At 44.7% G+C, this 15597-nt stretch carries 24 protein-coding genes; 10 read left to right on the top strand and 14 right to left on the bottom strand.

What is annotated here, in order from left to right; all coding sequences use genetic code 11:
• Window positions 1–20: 20 nt before the first annotated feature.
• Window positions 21–1319: a hypothetical protein gene (locus K5Q92_RS12110; RefSeq protein WP_308443586.1), complete on the top strand. Its 1299-nt coding sequence runs from the start codon at window positions 21–23 to the stop codon at window positions 1317–1319.
• 134 nt (window positions 1320–1453) lie between these two features.
• Here K5Q92_RS12110 and K5Q92_RS12115 read toward each other — a convergent pair whose 3' ends face one another.
• The gene (locus K5Q92_RS12115) at window positions 1454–3625 is read right to left on the bottom strand and encodes an OmcA/MtrC family decaheme c-type cytochrome (RefSeq protein ID WP_259649560.1); all 2172 of its coding nucleotides are present in this window, start codon (window positions 3623–3625) and stop codon (window positions 1454–1456) included.
• A gap of 435 nt (window positions 3626–4060) precedes the next feature.
• Between K5Q92_RS12115 and K5Q92_RS12120 the strand changes: the two genes are divergently transcribed.
• From K5Q92_RS12120 to K5Q92_RS12130, 3 genes are all read left to right on the top strand, one after another.
• Window positions 4061–5038: a LysR family transcriptional regulator gene (locus K5Q92_RS12120; protein WP_220769257.1), complete on the top strand. Its 978-nt coding sequence runs from the start codon at window positions 4061–4063 to the stop codon at window positions 5036–5038.
• Window positions 5022–5972: a LysR family transcriptional regulator gene (locus K5Q92_RS12125; protein ID WP_220769258.1), complete on the top strand. Its 951-nt coding sequence runs from the start codon at window positions 5022–5024 to the stop codon at window positions 5970–5972. Before K5Q92_RS12120 ends, K5Q92_RS12125 begins: the two co-directional genes overlap by 17 nt.
• A 582-nt stretch (window positions 5973–6554) precedes the next feature.
• Window positions 6555–6836: a hypothetical protein gene (locus tag K5Q92_RS12130; RefSeq protein WP_220769259.1), complete on the top strand. Its 282-nt coding sequence runs from the start codon at window positions 6555–6557 to the stop codon at window positions 6834–6836.
• Between the two features lie 37 nt (window positions 6837–6873).
• Here K5Q92_RS12130 and K5Q92_RS12135 read toward each other — a convergent pair whose 3' ends face one another.
• The 12 genes from K5Q92_RS12135 to K5Q92_RS12190 are packed head-to-tail and all read right to left on the bottom strand — an operon-like array spanning window position 6874 to window position 13055.
• Entirely contained in the window at window positions 6874–7158 is a 285-nt protein-coding gene (locus K5Q92_RS12135; protein WP_220769260.1) for a hypothetical protein, read from the bottom strand.
• Between the two features lie 10 nt (window positions 7159–7168).
• Entirely contained in the window at window positions 7169–8716 is a 1548-nt protein-coding gene (locus K5Q92_RS12140; RefSeq protein ID WP_220769261.1) for a DNA cytosine methyltransferase, read from the bottom strand.
• On the bottom strand, window positions 8716–8988 hold the full coding sequence (locus tag K5Q92_RS12145; protein ID WP_220769262.1) for a hypothetical protein: 273 nt from the start codon (window positions 8986–8988) through the stop codon (window positions 8716–8718). Before K5Q92_RS12145 ends, K5Q92_RS12140 begins: the two co-directional genes overlap by 1 nt.
• A complete protein-coding gene (locus tag K5Q92_RS12150; RefSeq protein ID WP_220769263.1) occupies window positions 8985–9215 on the bottom strand; it encodes a hypothetical protein in 231 nt (76 codons plus the stop codon). Before K5Q92_RS12150 ends, K5Q92_RS12145 begins: the two co-directional genes overlap by 4 nt.
• Window positions 9212–10492, bottom strand: coding sequence for a phage N-6-adenine-methyltransferase (locus tag K5Q92_RS12155; RefSeq protein ID WP_220769264.1), 1281 nt, complete (start codon window positions 10490–10492; stop codon window positions 9212–9214). The genes K5Q92_RS12150 and K5Q92_RS12155 overlap by 4 nt, the downstream gene beginning before the upstream one ends.
• An 11-nt stretch (window positions 10493–10503) precedes the next feature.
• A complete protein-coding gene (locus tag K5Q92_RS12160; RefSeq protein ID WP_220769265.1) occupies window positions 10504–10806 on the bottom strand; it encodes a hypothetical protein in 303 nt (100 codons plus the stop codon).
• Entirely contained in the window at window positions 10803–11336 is a 534-nt protein-coding gene (locus K5Q92_RS12165) for a hypothetical protein (RefSeq protein ID WP_220769266.1), read from the bottom strand. Before K5Q92_RS12165 ends, K5Q92_RS12160 begins: the two co-directional genes overlap by 4 nt.
• Complete coding sequence (locus tag K5Q92_RS12170) at window positions 11333–11863, bottom strand: hypothetical protein (protein WP_220769267.1); 531 nt, start codon at window positions 11861–11863, stop codon at window positions 11333–11335. The genes K5Q92_RS12165 and K5Q92_RS12170 overlap by 4 nt, the downstream gene beginning before the upstream one ends.
• A 5-nt stretch (window positions 11864–11868) precedes the next feature.
• Window positions 11869–12180, bottom strand: coding sequence for a hypothetical protein (locus K5Q92_RS12175; protein ID WP_259649561.1), 312 nt, complete (start codon window positions 12178–12180; stop codon window positions 11869–11871).
• A 33-nt stretch (window positions 12181–12213) separates the two neighbouring features.
• A complete protein-coding gene (locus K5Q92_RS12180) occupies window positions 12214–12465 on the bottom strand; it encodes a pyocin activator PrtN family protein (protein WP_220769269.1) in 252 nt (83 codons plus the stop codon).
• Window positions 12466–12468: 3 nt separating this feature from the next.
• Entirely contained in the window at window positions 12469–12717 is a 249-nt protein-coding gene (locus K5Q92_RS12185; protein WP_220769270.1) for a hypothetical protein, read from the bottom strand.
• A gap of 29 nt (window positions 12718–12746) precedes the next feature.
• On the bottom strand, window positions 12747–13055 hold the full coding sequence (locus K5Q92_RS12190; RefSeq protein WP_220769271.1) for a hypothetical protein: 309 nt from the start codon (window positions 13053–13055) through the stop codon (window positions 12747–12749).
• Window positions 13056–13112: 57 nt separating this feature from the next.
• On the opposite strand from K5Q92_RS12190, the gene K5Q92_RS12195 reads away from it, so the two are divergent.
• The 3 genes from K5Q92_RS12195 to K5Q92_RS12205 are packed head-to-tail and all read left to right on the top strand — an operon-like array spanning window position 13113 to window position 14348.
• Entirely contained in the window at window positions 13113–13487 is a 375-nt protein-coding gene (locus K5Q92_RS12195) for a hypothetical protein (RefSeq protein WP_220769272.1), read from the top strand.
• A 50-nt stretch (window positions 13488–13537) separates the two neighbouring features.
• A complete protein-coding gene (locus K5Q92_RS12200; RefSeq protein ID WP_220769273.1) occupies window positions 13538–14014 on the top strand; it encodes a hypothetical protein in 477 nt (158 codons plus the stop codon).
• A 16-nt stretch (window positions 14015–14030) separates the two neighbouring features.
• Window positions 14031–14348: a hypothetical protein gene (locus tag K5Q92_RS12205; RefSeq protein ID WP_220769274.1), complete on the top strand. Its 318-nt coding sequence runs from the start codon at window positions 14031–14033 to the stop codon at window positions 14346–14348.
• A gap of 49 nt (window positions 14349–14397) precedes the next feature.
• Here K5Q92_RS12205 and K5Q92_RS12210 read toward each other — a convergent pair whose 3' ends face one another.
• Window positions 14398–14865 carry a helix-turn-helix domain-containing protein gene (locus tag K5Q92_RS12210; protein ID WP_220769275.1) on the bottom strand — a complete coding sequence of 156 codons (468 nt, stop codon included), beginning with the start codon at window positions 14863–14865 and terminating at the stop codon, window positions 14398–14400.
• A 121-nt stretch (window positions 14866–14986) separates the two neighbouring features.
• Here K5Q92_RS12210 and K5Q92_RS12215 point away from each other — a divergent pair, with 121 nt between their 5' ends.
• From K5Q92_RS12215 to K5Q92_RS12225, 3 genes are read left to right on the top strand one after another with little or no spacing between them, the layout of a single operon-like run.
• A complete protein-coding gene (locus K5Q92_RS12215; protein ID WP_220769276.1) occupies window positions 14987–15196 on the top strand; it encodes a Cro/CI family transcriptional regulator in 210 nt (69 codons plus the stop codon).
• Window positions 15189–15404, top strand: coding sequence for a hypothetical protein (locus tag K5Q92_RS12220; RefSeq protein WP_220769277.1), 216 nt, complete (start codon window positions 15189–15191; stop codon window positions 15402–15404). The genes K5Q92_RS12215 and K5Q92_RS12220 overlap by 8 nt, the downstream gene beginning before the upstream one ends.
• Window positions 15388–15570 (top strand): hypothetical protein, encoded by a 183-nt coding sequence (locus tag K5Q92_RS12225; protein WP_220769278.1) that lies wholly within the window; start codon window positions 15388–15390, stop codon window positions 15568–15570. Before K5Q92_RS12220 ends, K5Q92_RS12225 begins: the two co-directional genes overlap by 17 nt.
• The last annotated feature ends 27 nt before the right edge of the window (window positions 15571–15597 follow it).

The raw sequence follows: 15597 nt of genomic DNA on the forward strand, positions 1-15597 counted from the left end.
CAGAATGAAGAACTTTTAAATTGAAAACTTATTTACTGCGTGCTTTTACCGCATTGGGGCTCGTATCGCCAATGGCGTTTGCCGCTTCTACTGAGATGACTGAAGACCGTCAGTCAGGTGAAGAGATAGTTATTATCGAGTCTGTTTCACCCAAGACTAAGCAAAAGTCTAATCAGGGCGAAGAGCAGTTGCTGAACTACCAAGCCGAGTTTGCAGCCGTACCTTTTGCTTTTTCCAGTGAAAGCTTAAGCACAGCCTTTGGTGGTGCAGGTGTACTTAAACATGCAGGTCAGATCCAGTCTTCTATATTGGGTATTGGCTTATATAGCACTAACAATAGCTGGCTTGGATATCTGCGATTTAACGACTATCAAATTCCCTCTATAGAGCAGTGGTTATTTTCTGCCGAAACCTATCAGGCTCGCTTTAAAGAGGGGGTTTATTATGTTCCTAGCCAAAACGACCCCTACGGTGATACCGAGCGCGTCATAGCATTCGGTGATGAGTCGTTCACTAAGTTACATGCTAGGTATATTTTACCCATAGGCCGTGGAAGCCAAGGCGTGTTAAACAGTTTAGGCCGTGCAAGGGGCGATATCAGTTGGAACCCGTTCGAGTCTGGTGTGAGCAGTATTAAATTCAGTCCTTTTACTCATAGCCGAGAGCTAGAGGGCTTTGAGTTTTTACCAGAGGAAGCAAAGGGGCTTGCCGTAGAACTCGATTGGGATAACCGTGATAACGGTAAAAACAGTACTCAAGGCGGGCAAACTAGCTTTAAGGTGACTCGTGATTTCGGTAGTGGCTCGCGCAATAGCTGGACCACTTGGGAGTTTGAGCAAAGCGCCTTTGTTTCTATCGACTCCAATGAATGGTTTGGTCAGCAAATTTTGGCCTTTAATTTCTACCTCGCTGATACCCCAACTTGGACCTCTGACTCTCAGGGCGACTTCCATCGTCCGCCTAGTTTCGCTGGTGTGAGTTTAGGTGGCTTTGAGCGCCTTAGAGGCTACACCAGCAAGCGTTATACTGGTCGTTCAGCCGTGCTTTATAGCGCAGAGTATCGGGTACAGCCAAGATGGCAACCATTACAGGAGTGGCCGGTATTTAACTTATACGATGTGCCTTGGTGGCAATGGGTGGCTTTTGCAGAGGCGGGACAGGTCAGTGATGAGTTTAGTGCCAGCGCACTGCACGAAGACTTAAAGTGGTCGGCTGGTTTTGGCGCGAGATTTGAAGTCGAAAGTATCGTTGTGCGCGCGGAGCTGGCCTTTAGCGCAGAGTCGAATCAATTCTGGATCATGGTGAACCAGCCATTCTAGTTTTAGTTAGGCTTGTTGAAGTCGCAAAAAAGGCACCTTACGGTGCCTTTGACTTTTGCAGGGGATGGAACTTATTGAGGTGCTAGGGACAAAGTAGCACCTCTGGGTTTTACAGGGGGAACTACAAGTTAAAGCTATAAGCTAAAACCATGATGCTCCATGACTTTTTGTGGGCTATGACAGGTTGCACACGCTTCTTTAGCATCCTTTGCATTACCCGCATCATTCACATCAACAATATGGTCAGCATCTTTATTGGCACCGAAGTAACCGCCATTGCTTCTAATGTGCGACATTGCAGCATCAGACATGTACTTCTGGTGACAGCTCATACATGCCGCAGCATCAGAAGAGGCGTACCATGTTTCAACCACTTCACCGGTAGCTGGGCGCTGTGTGCTTGGAATAGCATGGGCTTGACCTGCATTGCGACCCAACTCGAAGCCGTAGGCTAGACCACCCCAGCCTTCAACTGCTGAGTGACAAGTCGTACAATCTGTCTTAAGGATAGTGCCGCTTCCGCCGTGACCATTATCATGACCTTCAGCTTTGTGAGCCTTATACATGAAGCTAGTCGATTTCAGTAATGCAACGCCGTTGTCGGCTTCACCATTTCCTTTGAGGCTCTTATCGTTGGTATGACAGGCAATACAGTTCACCCCATTTGAATCATGGTAGAACTCCTTGCTGTGACAGCCATAACAAGTCGCTGTATCAACGATAGAGCGTCGCTCTGCAACGACAGCATCTGGGTTGCCTAATACAGCACGATAAGCTTCGGTCTGTACGTAGGCTGGGTAGGCATTGTCCGCATCACATGTGGTGCGATTAGCCGTTCCCTCTTCGAAGCAGACTTTAAGTACAGGCAGCACTTCTAAAGAACGAGAGGCGATATCCGCTGGGAAGTTCATCGTTACCGCTACACTGACAGTGTTATCGGCATTCCAAGTGGCTTTAGTCTCATCTTTTAAGTCAATTCGACGCTGACTGTAAGGAGCTTGATTGTAATCAGGGTAGTCTTTCTCTACATCCCAGCTGACAACCATGTAGGGCTTGCTATAGCCTTGCTTGTAGACTTCATCTTTAGTCACTAGCTCGCCATTAGCGTCCATAATTTTGGTTTCAAACTGTATCAGGTTTGCAGAGTCGATGGTTACCTTACTGACTTCGACGCTGTAGTTTTCAGCAGCTTCATAAGGCTTCTTATGATCTGTATGTACTGCTGCGCTGTGGCAATCTGTACAGCTAAACTCTGGGTTTTTATCTGACTTGTGCTGTGCTGGTGAATCAGTATGACAGCCTGAGCATGCATTGGCGTTAGCATTAGCCAGCCACAGATCTTTGTCGGCAAGTGTTTCGTCATCTACGTGACACGTCGCGCAGTCCATAAAGGGTTTAGTCGGGAATGCTGGGTAGTCGAATGCGTGATCGCCACCATAGCCAGCAATGGTATATGGCATTGGAACCACATTGCCCTCGGCGTCTTTGCCTTCACGATTTGGTCCCATATGAATTGCGTGAACCATGTGCCCAAGCTCAACAGAAATTGCATTAGGATCGGTCACGATTCCGTTATGGCAGGATTGGCAGTTTTCCATATCTAAGCGGCGACCACCGTGAGCCTTAAGGCTATCTGGTTGGTGACAGGTATAGCAAGTTTCTAGCGTAACGAGCTCACGAGTCTCAACACCTTCCGTCGAACTTGTCGCTGGGATCCAGTCATAATGGGCATTTTCAGCTAACTCATGTCCCGAGGCGTATTCGAATTGCATCTCGATAGCAATTCTCTGGGTTAAGCTTGGATCGAAAACCACACCTGCGGGATCGGTTGCAGTGGTTAGGTTTGTGCTGAATGTATAGGTGTAAGTACCGTCTTTATGATCTTCCAAACACTCTGCACAGTCTTTAATTTTTTCGAAGCCTTGCTCGAATGTCGTACCTGCATCATTGGTTGTATCATTAAGTAGTGAGATCCACTGCTTTAGATCAGAACCTTGGTTGGTTTTTAGTTGAGCTAAAGAGAAGCGGAAGTCGTGGTATTCATTTTCAGGGCTTAAACCATGAAGACCAACACCCTGTTTATTTTCGAGTTCGAAATTGACTGTAATAATACCATCGGCATAGCTTGCATTGTTGATATGCGCGATCGCTTCACTTGCCATATCAATATGTAAGCCGGAGGTACCTGGATCACCATCGCCGCCTGGCTTGCCGTCTTCACCATTTTTTCCATCTTCACCATCTGAACAGCCAGAGATTATAAATGCAGAACTAATCAACAGGGCTAACGATGTTTTTCTTTTCATTATCATCATCATACGTTCCTTAAAGGTAACCAATTTTGGTTGTTAAAATATTATTAATCTTGTTTTACCTTTGATATGAAGTTGATCACTCTTGCTGATTGTTGTTGTTTTGGGTTTATATTTCGAAAGATTTTTGTGTGTTAGTTGTTTGTGTTGTATGGGGTTGCTCTTGTGGTCTTTTGTTTTTGTGATTGCGGGGTTTTATAGTGGTTAGTGTAAGTTATTAATAAGTAGAAATGTAAAATTCGGATTTTGCAAATCTAAAAAATGAGGTGTTTTTCTGCAGGTAAATATTATGGGTAAGTCACAAAATTGCGTATTAGCTAATATTAGATTCAAGAAAGTTGACCTCTTGTATACCTAAGGTTTTAGGATTGGTTTAGATTACCTATATATAATTTGTTAGTTTTATTTAAGCGTTTGATTTGAGGGTGAATGAATAACTTAAGCACTAATAGCCTCTTCGATATTCAAGTGTTCGTTTTATTGTATGAATCACTCAATGCTACCGCAGTGAGTCAAACACTTGGCGTGCCGAGCTCTAAGATCAGTCGAAGTTTAAAATCGCTTAGACATTCATTGAATGCACCACTCTTTTTCCGTAAACAGCAGGGGTTTGAAAGAAGTGATTTAGCTAATGATATTTATCCCAAAATGAAACGGATACTCGATTTAGCTAAATATTGTGAAAGAATTGAGTTAGATAATAATAGCTTTCTATCTCAAGAAATTGTCATTGCCTGCCCGCCGACATTGTCGCTGAACCTGTTAAGCCATTTGCAAAAAAAAGCCAGTGAAGAGTCGCATCAATATCTATTTCACCTTAAATCTTGCACCAGTAATATTGCTGATTTAATAAAGCAGCAGCATGTGGATATCGCGGTCACTTATAGTGCTTATAACACCGAACAGTTATGGTCTGAGCTTATCGATAAATCGGGAGCTTATGTGTTAGTTGCTAAGCATGGGCATCCTATATTCACCGTGGATAGGGTGACGGATATAGAGCAAATTCTTGGTTATCCCTATATCAGTTTTTCTGGCAATGAGCTGAATGATGCTATGGATCCGCTAGAATCCTATGCACTCGACAGTGGGCGGGAGATCAATATTACTGCGAAAGTATGTTTCCTCGCCGATCTGATGTTGCAACTGGAGCAAAGCGATGCTGTTGCTTTGTTAAGCCATAAAGATGCAATTGAGTTTTTGTGCCAAAGAGGGAATATTGCCTCATTTCAACTCGACGATGAGTTAAGCCACCAGATCAACCAAAGAAATGGGCAATATCATTTCTATCTGACTCAGATGAGAAAAGATCAAAATTACTCCGGCTGGGTTGCCGAGGAGATCCGAAATTACATCGCGTCAAATATGATCTCTGAAAAGGGAGGGCAAGATGAAAAAGTTGCCTAGTATTAATTTCAGTACGATTGAAATTTTATGCCTGTTATATCACAAGAATAGTACCAAGGATGTGGCAGTGGCTTTAGGCTTATCACAGCCAAAAGTGAGCCGAGCCCTGAATGCATTGCGGGATGTATTTGATGACCCTCTATTCATTCGAAAGAACAATAAACTGGTTGCTACTAAGTTGACCCATGCCCTGTATGAATCCTTTTCTGAAATACTCAGCTGTGCAGATTCGATAGAGGGGCTCGCCATTAATCGTACGAATGTTCCTGAGCCACCAATGGTGATATGTACTGTGCCACAGTTAGAGATCGGTTTAGCTCAACAGGTGATTGATGAGGCGCAGAACAATAGTGTTAACTCAACTCTTGCTATTTCCACATCGGCCTGGTCAGAAAGAAGTGAACAACAGCTGATTGATGGAGAAGTGGATGCGGTGATCAGCTTTATGCCTTCAATGAGAAAAGAGCTATTATCGAAATCGATTATTCAACACAGAGGTGGATACCTTATCGCTCGAGAAGGTCACCCCATTTGGCAGTCTCCAACGATCGATAATATGATTGATTATCCTATTGTGAAGCTAGTGACTATGCCGTTTCCTGCAAATAAGTCTCCCATTGGTGTCTATGCTAAGGCGAAAGGTAAATCTGTGCCGGTCTATGCCACGGCCCCCGATCTTGGTAGTGCAGCGAGTAGTCTACTGAATTCAAATGCCTTCATGATTGTTGGTGTTAAAGGCGCAGTGGATTTTTTGGCAAGCATTAAGGGGTTGCGAGCGAGTAAGATTGATTACTCCCAAGATAAGCTTTTATTGCAAGACTTTTCACACCCGACTGTCTACCTATGGTTAAGACGTTCCCTCGATGGCAAAGTCCTAGCCCCCTTCTGGCTACAACAAACGCTTGAGTCCTATATCATCAATGCTCATAAATAGTCGCGTTGGCTTGTGATTTGTTAAACATTCACCGCATGGCTTTCTCCTCAAGCCAGATGTAGTGCTATAATGCGCGATTATTGCACTTCGCCAATTGTTATCTTCCTAGATTGCAGATATTGCTAGCCACTTTATATGGCTTGGGCAGAAGTCGGGTATTTTTCAAATAGACACTTAAGCCTAGAGGGCTGCATGTCTTTATTTTAAGTTGGATAATTAGTTTATGTCAGTTAGACAGATCAATCGTACCTTCTCAATTGCGCCCATGCTGGATTGGTGCGATTTAAGATTAAGTTGATGTTTTATATCTAGAATTATTCTGCAAGGGTGCCTATTGGGTGCCTCGTTTTTTTGTTTTACTTCGGGGTACCCCTACTTTACTCACAATGATCCGCCTTTCTCTCACTCATCAATGCCTGTTGCCCCTAACAGAAACCCCCTTAAAAATGTTTAAGAATATCGAAAGTTCACCTTTTTAAATTCAAATTTGCAATTAGCTAGTTGGCGTATTTTATTGGGTATGATCACCACCAATGCCAAGTGATGTTTGGCTGTCTTTTAGCATTGGTTTAAGGAAGATAAATGATTACTCATTCTAGATCTGATTTTGAGTTAGGTGGTTTGCCATCGTTCGTTGAGATTGGGACGCACTGCAATAATTATTGGGCTGTGTCAGATACGGCGGATTATGCCAAGGCTTGCGCTTTGGGTGAGCAGTATGGGCGTGAGTATTTGGATTTTAAAAAAGGCCGGTACGATGATGATCTAACGTTGGCCGATATCTTTATTGCGATGAACAATCATAATGAGGGGTTTAAGCGTGGCTTTGCGTTCGCAATTGATAGGTTGATCGCTAATGTTTAGCTCACTGGGTGGCGCAGAGTCTACGCCACCCAAATGATTACAAGCTAGCTTGTTTATCGCGGTAATGGCTATTTAGCATGTGCATTGCTTTGAATAGTGGCGCCGCCTCTTTTCTTTCAAGTAGGTCTTGATAGCTTAGTTTTGGTTGGCTTTGCCTTTTGCCTATTGATATAGCTTTTGAGCGTTTGCGAACAATGCCCATAACTTTGATTGTTTGGCGAACGGTCCACTCCGATTGCCCCGTATGTTCTGCTACCGCTTTAATGCTTAAGCCTGATAAATAGAGCTCTGCTAAAATATTTTTTCCTTGGTTGTTACTCATTGCTAACTCCTTAAGCTGCAGCTGCGGTTTTGATGCAGAGGTGAGGTAGGTTTGCGCGTGTGAGCGCTTCGGCAAATTGTGGCGGTACACTGTTACCCACTCGGGCGACTTGGCGCTTTTTGGTGGTTTTACCGTTGTAGTCTTTAATGATGTATTCAGGGTTAAAGCCTTGGCAGGCAAATAGCTCGTGGGGTTCTAACATGCGCATACCAATATCGATGATCTGATAGGGTTCGCCTTTTATCATCACTAGGCCAAATCGGTCGTTGGTGGTGATAGTGTGTAGCGGTTGATCACAGGCAACGCCGTCTTGCTCATTGCCATAGTATTTGATGAAAAAAGCTCTGACCTCGCCTAAATGCAAGCCGCCTGCGGTGATGGTGTGGGCGGGTTCGCTAGTTGCATGACCTAAATTCGTACCCCGCATTTTTATCATGTGGCTAGTTATTAGGGCATTGTGATCAACGGTTGTGACTGTTGGCAGTGGATTGCTTAAGCTGTCACCTGGTCCCGAGTAATTGCCGCCGTAATGCTTGCAGATGTTGGCGGCTTTTAGAGTCGGTTGAACTACGGCAAAGTGACCACCTTTAACCTCGGCGCAAATGGTGCGCAGTGGCTCATTTGCTGGCATGTTGCGTTGGCTGCTGGCGTTGGCGTGTTCGGTGATGAAAGGTGCTACATTATTACCAGGTACAATAAAAGGCTGCTGTGCATCGATAACAAATTTCTGTATGCCTTTGGCTATTCGCTTCATGGTGTTTTCAGCCAGTGGCTTTTTACGGCCAAAGATTGATTTGCATGGCAGTGACCAATCGATACATTCTGCGGCGGTTCGGTATGGCTGCAGTTCACCATTTTTAACTTGCTCGCTGTCTGGTGCGCCGTGGGTCGGTTCGGGCCAAACTATCGGCTGGCCGTCACAACGGGCCACCATAAATAAGCGCTTGCGAATAGTTGGCGAACCATAATCACAAGCGCGCATTTCGCGCCATTCAACTTTATAGCCCAAGCCTTTGATAAGCTGGCTAATGTCGGTTAGGCCTAGCACATCGATGCATTCTGCTAATGCGGGGTGATCGGCATTAATGCCTGTTGAGAGGATATTAACGAACGCTTTAAAGGTTTCACTCTTGCGTTCTGGGCATGGCTTGGCCGTTTGCGTTTGTTCGCATTCAATTACTGGCCCCCACGTTTTAAATTCTTCTACATTTTCTAACATAATCACTTTTGGGCGAGTGAGTAGCGCCCAGCGGATCACCACCCAAGCTAAACCACGAATTTGCTTGCTTACTGGCTTGCTGCCCTTGGCTTTACTAAAGTGCTTACAGTCTGGAGAGAACCATGCCAAATCAACGGGTTTACCTGCCGTGGCTTGAATGGGGTTAACGTCAAACACTGACTCGCAATAGTGCAAGGTGGTTGGGTGGTTGGCTGAGTGCATGGCAATGGCGTCTTGATCATGGTTGATGGCGATATCAACACTGCGGCCTAATGCCCAGCTAATCCCCTCAGAAGCGCCGCCGCCACCTGCAAAGTTATCGACTATTAACCCATTCATTATGATTCCCTCACTAATACCGTCGTTACTTTGAAGCGGCCGCGACCAGGTGTTGTGCGTGAGTAAAACATTGTTGCAGGCTCGCCACACTCATCGATACCTACGCCCCAAAAAGCATATTCGTGTTTAATTGATACAGTTTGCAGATCACCACCAAAAGCTTGATCAATGGCTATCTGGGCTTGTTCAAGCTTCACCCACCCTTTTACGAATTGCTCTTTTGGATCATCTAAGTGCAATGCTATATGTTCACCATCTTGATATTTACTCATACCGCTGCTCCTTGCGTTCTCAGTTTTGTTTCGGCGTCTAGGGCAAATGCCTCGGCGTCAGTTTGGTTAAAGTGGCAAAGCTCGGTGGCGTTGCGACTGTGCGATATTCCCCACCCGTGATAGTTGTCTGGTGTATAGGTGATCTGCACCTGCTTTTTATCGTGATGGATTGAGGCGAACGGTGCTGATAAACAGACCTTGCCTTTCGGGGTAGTGAAAGTGTTCATGCCACGTCTCCCATAGGTTCGCACTTTTCGAGCCTAGCGGTTAACTCGGCTAATACGGCATCATGTGCTGTTTGCTCTAGCAGTAAGGTATTGGCGAGGGCGCAAAGAACAGTCCAGCGGTGATTATTGATTTTGTCTGGTTGGGCTTGGAAAGCCTTATCGACTAAATCAAACACCTCGCTAGGCCAAACTGATTTGGTTTGTTGATCGCTAGCGGGTGATTCGTCACTGGTTGCCTGTGCTGATTCCACTGTTTTCTCTGCTGACTGTGGTTGATTACGGGCTATCTGCTCCTCTATATCGATTTGCTGGCCTGCACTGTTCTCTAGCTCATCAGGCGTCATTAATTCCTCTATTCTAGCCAATAGGCTTTGGGTAACTTCTGCTTCACTGTCGCCATTTAATAAGCAGTAATTGGCGTATGACTCAAATTCGCTTTGATGGGCTTTGTCTACCTCGTTAATGCGGTCGGTATCTGCGATTCGGCTTGGGCCATTTCGGTATTGTGACCAGGCATTCATTGAGCAGCGCGTAATGGTACTCGCGGAGGCGATGGGCGTGGTGGGGGATTGGTTAGGCTCTTGATCTAATTGTTGTGCTAGTTCTTGAACAGTCTCTTGCTGTGAGGCTGGTTGCAGCTTGTGCGCTGCAGCGTTAACCATATCAAGCATGGTTTGACCGTCTTGCAGTAGATCATCGCGGTTGATGTAACCCATACGCTCGCCTTTCCACTCTTTATCAAATACGGCGATGGCACAGGCAAAACCAGCACTTGAGGCCTCTTGTTTTTTATTAGCCGGTTTAAACCAAGCGGGTAGATCAAAGCTGATACGGCCACGAATAAAGCAAACGTGGTCGGCATCTTCGGGCCACCACACTTCTGAGGTGGCAGACTTAATCACGTAAACCATCTTGGCGCCTTTATCGCGTTCAATCATGGTTTTCTCAATGATGCTGCGCATACCTGTGACGGCTTGACCATCTTCGATACAGGCGCGTGAATAGGGCGGGTTGGCATAGGCTTTGCCACCTTTTAGATCGGCAGTCCAATCTTGAGTGAGGGCGTTATCTTCTACTGTGTAGAAGTTGGGGCATTTGTTGTTGCTGCCATCGGTAAACAGGTCGAGTACAAAGGGGCCAAACTTGGCGAACACGCCCCAGAAAAGCGCAGGCGGGGTTTGCCATTGGTCGCCCACTTCTTTGAGTAGGTGCTTTGATTGCTGCTTTAATTCAGTTAGCTTTTGCGCATAGCTGATGGGGGTTGGTTTATCTGTCATGGTGCTGCTCCTTAGCTTGCGCTTACTGTTTTGTTATCGCTTAACTGATTTGAATTGCTGCTATAGCCAAACCTTGCCCAATCCAGCTCTTTAACCTTTTCGATATTACTCGCCACTTGTTCGAGGCGTTCTTGGGCTCTGACTAGGTTTGAAACTTCGATACCAAAGCGAGCGGCGGCGCGTTCAACTGGCAGGCCATTAACGTAATGCTCAATCAAGGCGTTTTTTTGTGGCTCTGAGTTCATCTTGGTGAACTCGTTGATCAGCAGCTGCATGCGCTCTAATGATTCGTGGCCTGGTAGTAGGTAGTTCATGCTTTGCTCTCATCAATAATGTCGAGTAAGGCCACTTCTTTACGTAAGTCTGCAGCGGCCTCTTGCCCATAACCCCAAATATCACCGTTCTCAGGGTTGAAGCGCGTTGGTGCTATCCATGCGAGCGGTATTTTGTGACCTTTAGTGATGTAGTTGCGCATACAGCAAACGAGGTCGCGCAATGTGCCACCATTGCTAAAGCCGCTCCAGCGCCCTTGATAATGGGTATAGATTCGGCGTTTGGTGTAACTGTCTACAAACCAAACTTTGCCTTTGGCATCTACCTCTATCGTTGAAACTTCGCCTTTATAGTCAAAAAACTTACGGCCATGACTTGATATTGCTTTAATAAGTGCGTTTGCTTGTTCAGCTCGCTCGGATTTAACGGGGTTCGGTAAATCGTAAAAAGAATCACAATTGCAGCGTGGGCAAATGGCTGTTTTCATAAAACCATCATCACGGCGATGTGCTGTTGAAAAAGTTCCTGTCCATCGGCATTGGCGTTTACTACATTCAATTCTTTGGCTCATGCTGCGTCCTTGTCTGTTTTGCTGTTAATGTAGAGTTTTAGGCCTTGCTGCACGTTGTCGATGATGCGGCAAAGGTATTGATAATCTGGGTTTGGCTTTTGCGGAATGCTGTACCACCAATCAGGGCCAAACACTCGCGATGCTAGAGCGTGATCAGGCTGCTCAAGTTCAAAATGTTCGGCGTCATTGAATAGTTCTCTGGCTTCGACTTTAGTAAATTCCCCTTGTTTTCTGCTACTGACTATCTCTTTGCGCAGCTTGGCGGCAAATTCTTCTGAATCACAATCAATGTCACTTTTTATTGTGCTGAGGTTTGTGGCGGCATAGTGATGATTGATTCGAATAAAGAACTGCTCTATTGAGTCACCACTCATGGCCCCCCAGTAGCTTGACCAACTTTCGCCATAACACTCGATGATGATTTTCCCCTTACCTGGTGCATAGTTTTCTAAAATCACTGTTACAGGGTCTAAGCCCTCTATCTCGGTAAGAGTCAATTTGGTGACTGAGCTTTGTTCTATTTTCATGGCGATTATCCTGTGTAAACTTCCCAACTCATCTGTGGCTTTTTGGTTTTTGGGTTCAACTTCCCTGTTGGTTTCCTATATCGGATCTGCAGGTGCTTATGCTGCTCTTGGGTATTGGCGAGTTCGATAAACTCAGCGCAAAGGTTAGGTGTTGATAAAGAGTGACTGAGGCGCTGCGGCTTCATCTTGTTAAAATTGGCCTGAGTTTGCTCTTTAACCTGTTTCTCGTATTCTTCTTGAGAAAGTTCGCGCCTGTTATCGCCAGAGCCCTCATAAGTGAGCACTTTCTTTAAGGCCGCTTTTCTTGCAATACTCATGTTTACGCCATAGACAAAAAACATAACTCCCCCTTATGCCGCGCAGATCAGGTCTTGCTTGGCAATATCGCGCTGTTTATCGAGGTGATCGGCTAAATCACTTACATGAACCACCCAAGGTGCTTTATTGCTGTTGCTGGTGCGAAACGCTGCAATTGGCAAGCGGCCTGATTTGGCGTAGTTAAGTGCGGTTCGAGTTTCAAGCCCCAAGAACTCCTTGCAGATATCTTCTAGTGGAATAACCGCTTTATTAAATTGAGCCATAAGCAAAAAGGTGGTGTTCATGGGCTAGCCCTCTTGGTGCTGTAGCTGCAGTGCTACAAGCTGATTTGCTACTTGGTGATCACGCATCACTTTTTGTTTAGCCTGTTCACACTGACTAATTAGTCGTTCAAATGTGCTGCGTTCGTGAGGCCAGCGTTCTATGGCTTGCTGGTGAATTTCTATTTGTGAATCAAACCAGTTAATAAAAGGCTTGATGCTTACACTGGCTTTTAGTAGGGCGTGATATTGCCTAAGTTGTTCGAGTGAATTCATATTTACCTCCCTTTTCGACTACTGTATATTCAGACAGTAATTAGCTTAGCCACATTAGTTTCAGTGTTGCGATAAAGCCTTATTGATGATGTTGCCTCATCAACGCGCAGGCTAAATGATTGCCCAAGTTCACCTGCTCTAATGCAGTAGGTTTTAATGAATAGCTGTGATGGCTGGGTGTACTGCAAGTAGCGCTCTAGCTTTGCTAGGCGGTTATTCACTCTAGGGCAGCTCATTGGGTCTTTATGCTGACTTAGTAAGCAGGCAAAGCGGATTGCTATGAGTAGCCTAAATTCGATGTTTTCTTTCTTTGTTCGTGGGGTTGTTGTAAGTACCATTTTGATTGCCTCTTTAATCTCTACAAGTAAAACTTGTATTACAAGATACAAGTTAAAATGGAAAAAGCAAGAAAAACTTGTATAAGTTTTGGTTTTTTGATTAATATAGGTGCTGGCAAAGTAAGCCGATTTATTCGGAGAATATTTTGCTTGGGTCTTAAGGTGGCAGGTTGTGAAAGCGTTACAGTTTGTTACTTTTTATCATGTTTTGCTGTTTTACTCATTTACATTGGTAGTATTGCCAGTGCCAATTTACTTAATAGATGGATGTTAGTTATGAGTGATAAAAACCAGTTAGTTGAACAAGAAGATATTGAAGCAAAGAACGGCGGCGGAAAGGAGCCGCCAGCGGTGGATACTCAAAATGGTGGTGGAAAGGAGCCGCCAGCGGTGGATACTCAAAATGGTGGCGGCAAGGAACCGCCTCTTTAAATAGAACTTAGTAAATAGCGGGGGTGCGAATCCTCGCTATTGAGGTGTATATGGATATTTTCTTAAGCAAGTTAGAGATTGCCACTATGGTTGTCTTGCTAGTGTTTGCAGTATTAAACATTACGCAGTTTAGTAAGCCGTCATCGACAGGTATTGCCGCTTGGGGGGTGCTGTTTGTTCTGCTGATCAGTATTTTTATCAGTGATAGATTGATCAACGAGCTGGCTGATTACAGTGTGGGATTTACTCGCCTGGTGTGGTACTTCGGTTTCGCAGCGGTTGATCTACTTGCGATAATGGCTATTTATAAATTGCATATAAAGCTGTCTGTTGAGTTTGATAAGGTGGCGGTGTTTTGCGTTAGGATGCTGCAACTATTGGCGATTATTCAAGTTGTGCGATTTTTTGATCGGCATGTTCTTGATGTGCTTGGAAGTATCTACCAGGTGGCTATTCCATCTATTAATGCCATTATGGTTATTGTTGTCGCGTCAGCCACAGCAGTTAGTTTAAGTAAAAAGAATTAAAGCAAAAGGATTTGGAATGAATTATTTATATTGTTTGGTCGCTATCTGTTTAGCCATCGTCTTTATTTATTATTTTTGGGCGACAGACTCTGCGTTTAATAAGGCTGCTAGTGTTGCTAAGTTAAAGTCGGATGCTGAGTCTGAAATGGGCTCTGCATTTATCAAATTAGCGATGGAGCAATATCAGTTTAGGCAGCTGAGCATTGAGCAGCAAACCCCTGCAGAACTGCAGGCATTAATTGATAACCAAGATTTGTTGTGTGAACAGTTACTGGAAAGGCTCGAAGAAATAGAACAAGAACAGCCGAACGTGACAGCTTTTAAATTAATTTAGAGAATAAAAAAAGTGCCAATAAAGGCACTTTTTTTTGATGTTGTGTTTATTAGCTTTTATCGGCCCGTTGCAGTGGCTCTTGCTCTGTTTGCTTATCACCGTTTGGCTCTAGGCCATACTGCTCTAAAACTTTTGAATAATACAGATCAGCAAGTATCGCCATTGATACATCAGGCTTAGAAATGTTGATCCAGCCCATATTCATGCTGCTTTGAATTGTTTTGGCAAAGGCGTCACACATCTGATGCCTGAACTCATCGGAACGTACCGTTTTAAGAATGTCGTCCAAGTTCTCTGAGGTGGCCGTTCCCATACCAAACTGAATCCAATTAGGCGTTGTTTTTAGTACGGTAGCTAACTTGCGAACACGAGCAGATCGCGGGGTGGTTTTACCCGATTCCCACTGCTGCACTGACTGAAAAGAAACACCCATTAAACTACCAAGTTGCTCTTGGCTGAGTTTCTGCTTTTCTCGTGCCGACTTAATTCGTTGACCAATCAAGATTCTATCTTCCATTCGAATAATAGTACAAGTTTAACTTTATTATGCACTACAAGTTTAACTTGTCAAATCAATCGGTATGTGCAAGTATTTATGGAAATGCAAGAATTACTTGAAATTGACGGGTCGATTAATAATGAAAGAATTGGTTGAACTTATCCCTGACGGGGTTTCACAAGCTGACATTGCCAAGGCTTGCAATGTTACTCAACAAGCTGTTTCTCAATGGTTTGTTTCTGGTCTTATCCCCGCAAAGCGAGCCCAAACTGTAAAAGCTGTAACAGGTATTCCCTTGCACAAACTCAACCCACAAGTTTACCCCACGGTGGAGAATACCAATGTCTGATCAAGTCGATATGGCGACCAAGTTTGCAGAGGTTGAATTGCAAGCGGCGCTTAAAAATAGACCCAGAAACACTTTAACCCCAAAAGCCGCTGTTTCTACTGCGATGCTCCACTTGCTGATGGGCTGGCTTTTTGTGATGCGGATTGTCGGGATGATTTTGAGCGGATCAATAGAAGTAAGGCGAGGGCGCTATGAATCAGTTAAGTGATAACAATTCTATAGAAACCAGTGAAGAAAAAGAGTTTTTCGAACGCTTAACCAAGCAACAACAAGTAGAAAAAATGGCGGCTATCGCCAGAACGAGCAAAACACAAAGCGCAGAGGGAGTTTGCACCGCTTTGTATGAAGCTGGTGTGTGTTTCCCTGAAATGTAAGAAAGCCCGCTGAGTTTGGCGACCGAA

The sequence above is a fragment of the Shewanella sp. MBTL60-007 genome (assembly GCF_019654915.1).
Taxonomy (GTDB): domain Bacteria; phylum Pseudomonadota; class Gammaproteobacteria; order Enterobacterales; family Shewanellaceae; genus Shewanella.

Bases quoted from the DNA above. Each gene is read 5' to 3' on its own strand.
- K5Q92_RS12190 (WP_220769271.1), bottom strand. From the start codon at position 13,055: ATGGTACTTACAACAACCCCACGAACAAAGAAAGAAAACATCGAATTT.
- K5Q92_RS12145 (WP_220769262.1), bottom strand. From the start codon at position 8,988: ATGAGTAAATATCAAGATGGTGAACATATAGCATTGCACTTAGATGAT.
- K5Q92_RS12165 (WP_220769266.1), bottom strand. From the start codon at position 11,336: ATGAGCCAAAGAATTGAATGTAGTAAACGCCAATGCCGATGGACAGGA.
- K5Q92_RS12150 (WP_220769263.1), bottom strand. From the start codon at position 9,215: ATGAACACTTTCACTACCCCGAAAGGCAAGGTCTGTTTATCAGCACCG.
- K5Q92_RS12225 (WP_220769278.1), top strand. From the start codon at position 15,388: ATGAATCAGTTAAGTGATAACAATTCTATAGAAACCAGTGAAGAAAAA.
- K5Q92_RS12185 (WP_220769270.1), bottom strand. From the start codon at position 12,717: ATGAATTCACTCGAACAACTTAGGCAATATCACGCCCTACTAAAAGCC.
- K5Q92_RS12180 (WP_220769269.1), bottom strand. From the start codon at position 12,465: ATGAACACCACCTTTTTGCTTATGGCTCAATTTAATAAAGCGGTTATT.
- K5Q92_RS12115 (WP_259649560.1), bottom strand. From the start codon at position 3,625: ATGAAAAGAAAAACATCGTTAGCCCTGTTGATTAGTTCTGCATTTATA.
- K5Q92_RS12215 (WP_220769276.1), top strand. From the start codon at position 14,987: ATGAAAGAATTGGTTGAACTTATCCCTGACGGGGTTTCACAAGCTGAC.
- K5Q92_RS12125 (WP_220769258.1), top strand. From the start codon at position 5,022: ATGAAAAAGTTGCCTAGTATTAATTTCAGTACGATTGAAATTTTATGC.
- K5Q92_RS12155 (WP_220769264.1), bottom strand. From the start codon at position 10,492: ATGACAGATAAACCAACCCCCATCAGCTATGCGCAAAAGCTAACTGAA.
- K5Q92_RS12175 (WP_259649561.1), bottom strand. From the start codon at position 12,180: ATGAGTATTGCAAGAAAAGCGGCCTTAAAGAAAGTGCTCACTTATGAG.
- K5Q92_RS12140 (WP_220769261.1), bottom strand. From the start codon at position 8,716: ATGAATGGGTTAATAGTCGATAACTTTGCAGGTGGCGGCGGCGCTTCT.
- K5Q92_RS12130 (WP_220769259.1), top strand. From the start codon at position 6,555: ATGATTACTCATTCTAGATCTGATTTTGAGTTAGGTGGTTTGCCATCG.
- K5Q92_RS12120 (WP_220769257.1), top strand. From the start codon at position 4,061: ATGAATAACTTAAGCACTAATAGCCTCTTCGATATTCAAGTGTTCGTT.
- K5Q92_RS12220 (WP_220769277.1), top strand. From the start codon at position 15,189: ATGTCTGATCAAGTCGATATGGCGACCAAGTTTGCAGAGGTTGAATTG.
- K5Q92_RS12160 (WP_220769265.1), bottom strand. From the start codon at position 10,806: ATGAACTACCTACTACCAGGCCACGAATCATTAGAGCGCATGCAGCTG.
- K5Q92_RS12205 (WP_220769274.1), top strand. From the start codon at position 14,031: ATGAATTATTTATATTGTTTGGTCGCTATCTGTTTAGCCATCGTCTTT.
- K5Q92_RS12210 (WP_220769275.1), bottom strand. From the start codon at position 14,865: ATGGAAGATAGAATCTTGATTGGTCAACGAATTAAGTCGGCACGAGAA.
- K5Q92_RS12195 (WP_220769272.1), top strand. From the start codon at position 13,113: ATGGAAAAAGCAAGAAAAACTTGTATAAGTTTTGGTTTTTTGATTAAT.
- K5Q92_RS12200 (WP_220769273.1), top strand. From the start codon at position 13,538: ATGGATATTTTCTTAAGCAAGTTAGAGATTGCCACTATGGTTGTCTTG.
- K5Q92_RS12135 (WP_220769260.1), bottom strand. From the start codon at position 7,158: ATGAGTAACAACCAAGGAAAAAATATTTTAGCAGAGCTCTATTTATCA.
- K5Q92_RS12170 (WP_220769267.1), bottom strand. From the start codon at position 11,863: ATGAAAATAGAACAAAGCTCAGTCACCAAATTGACTCTTACCGAGATA.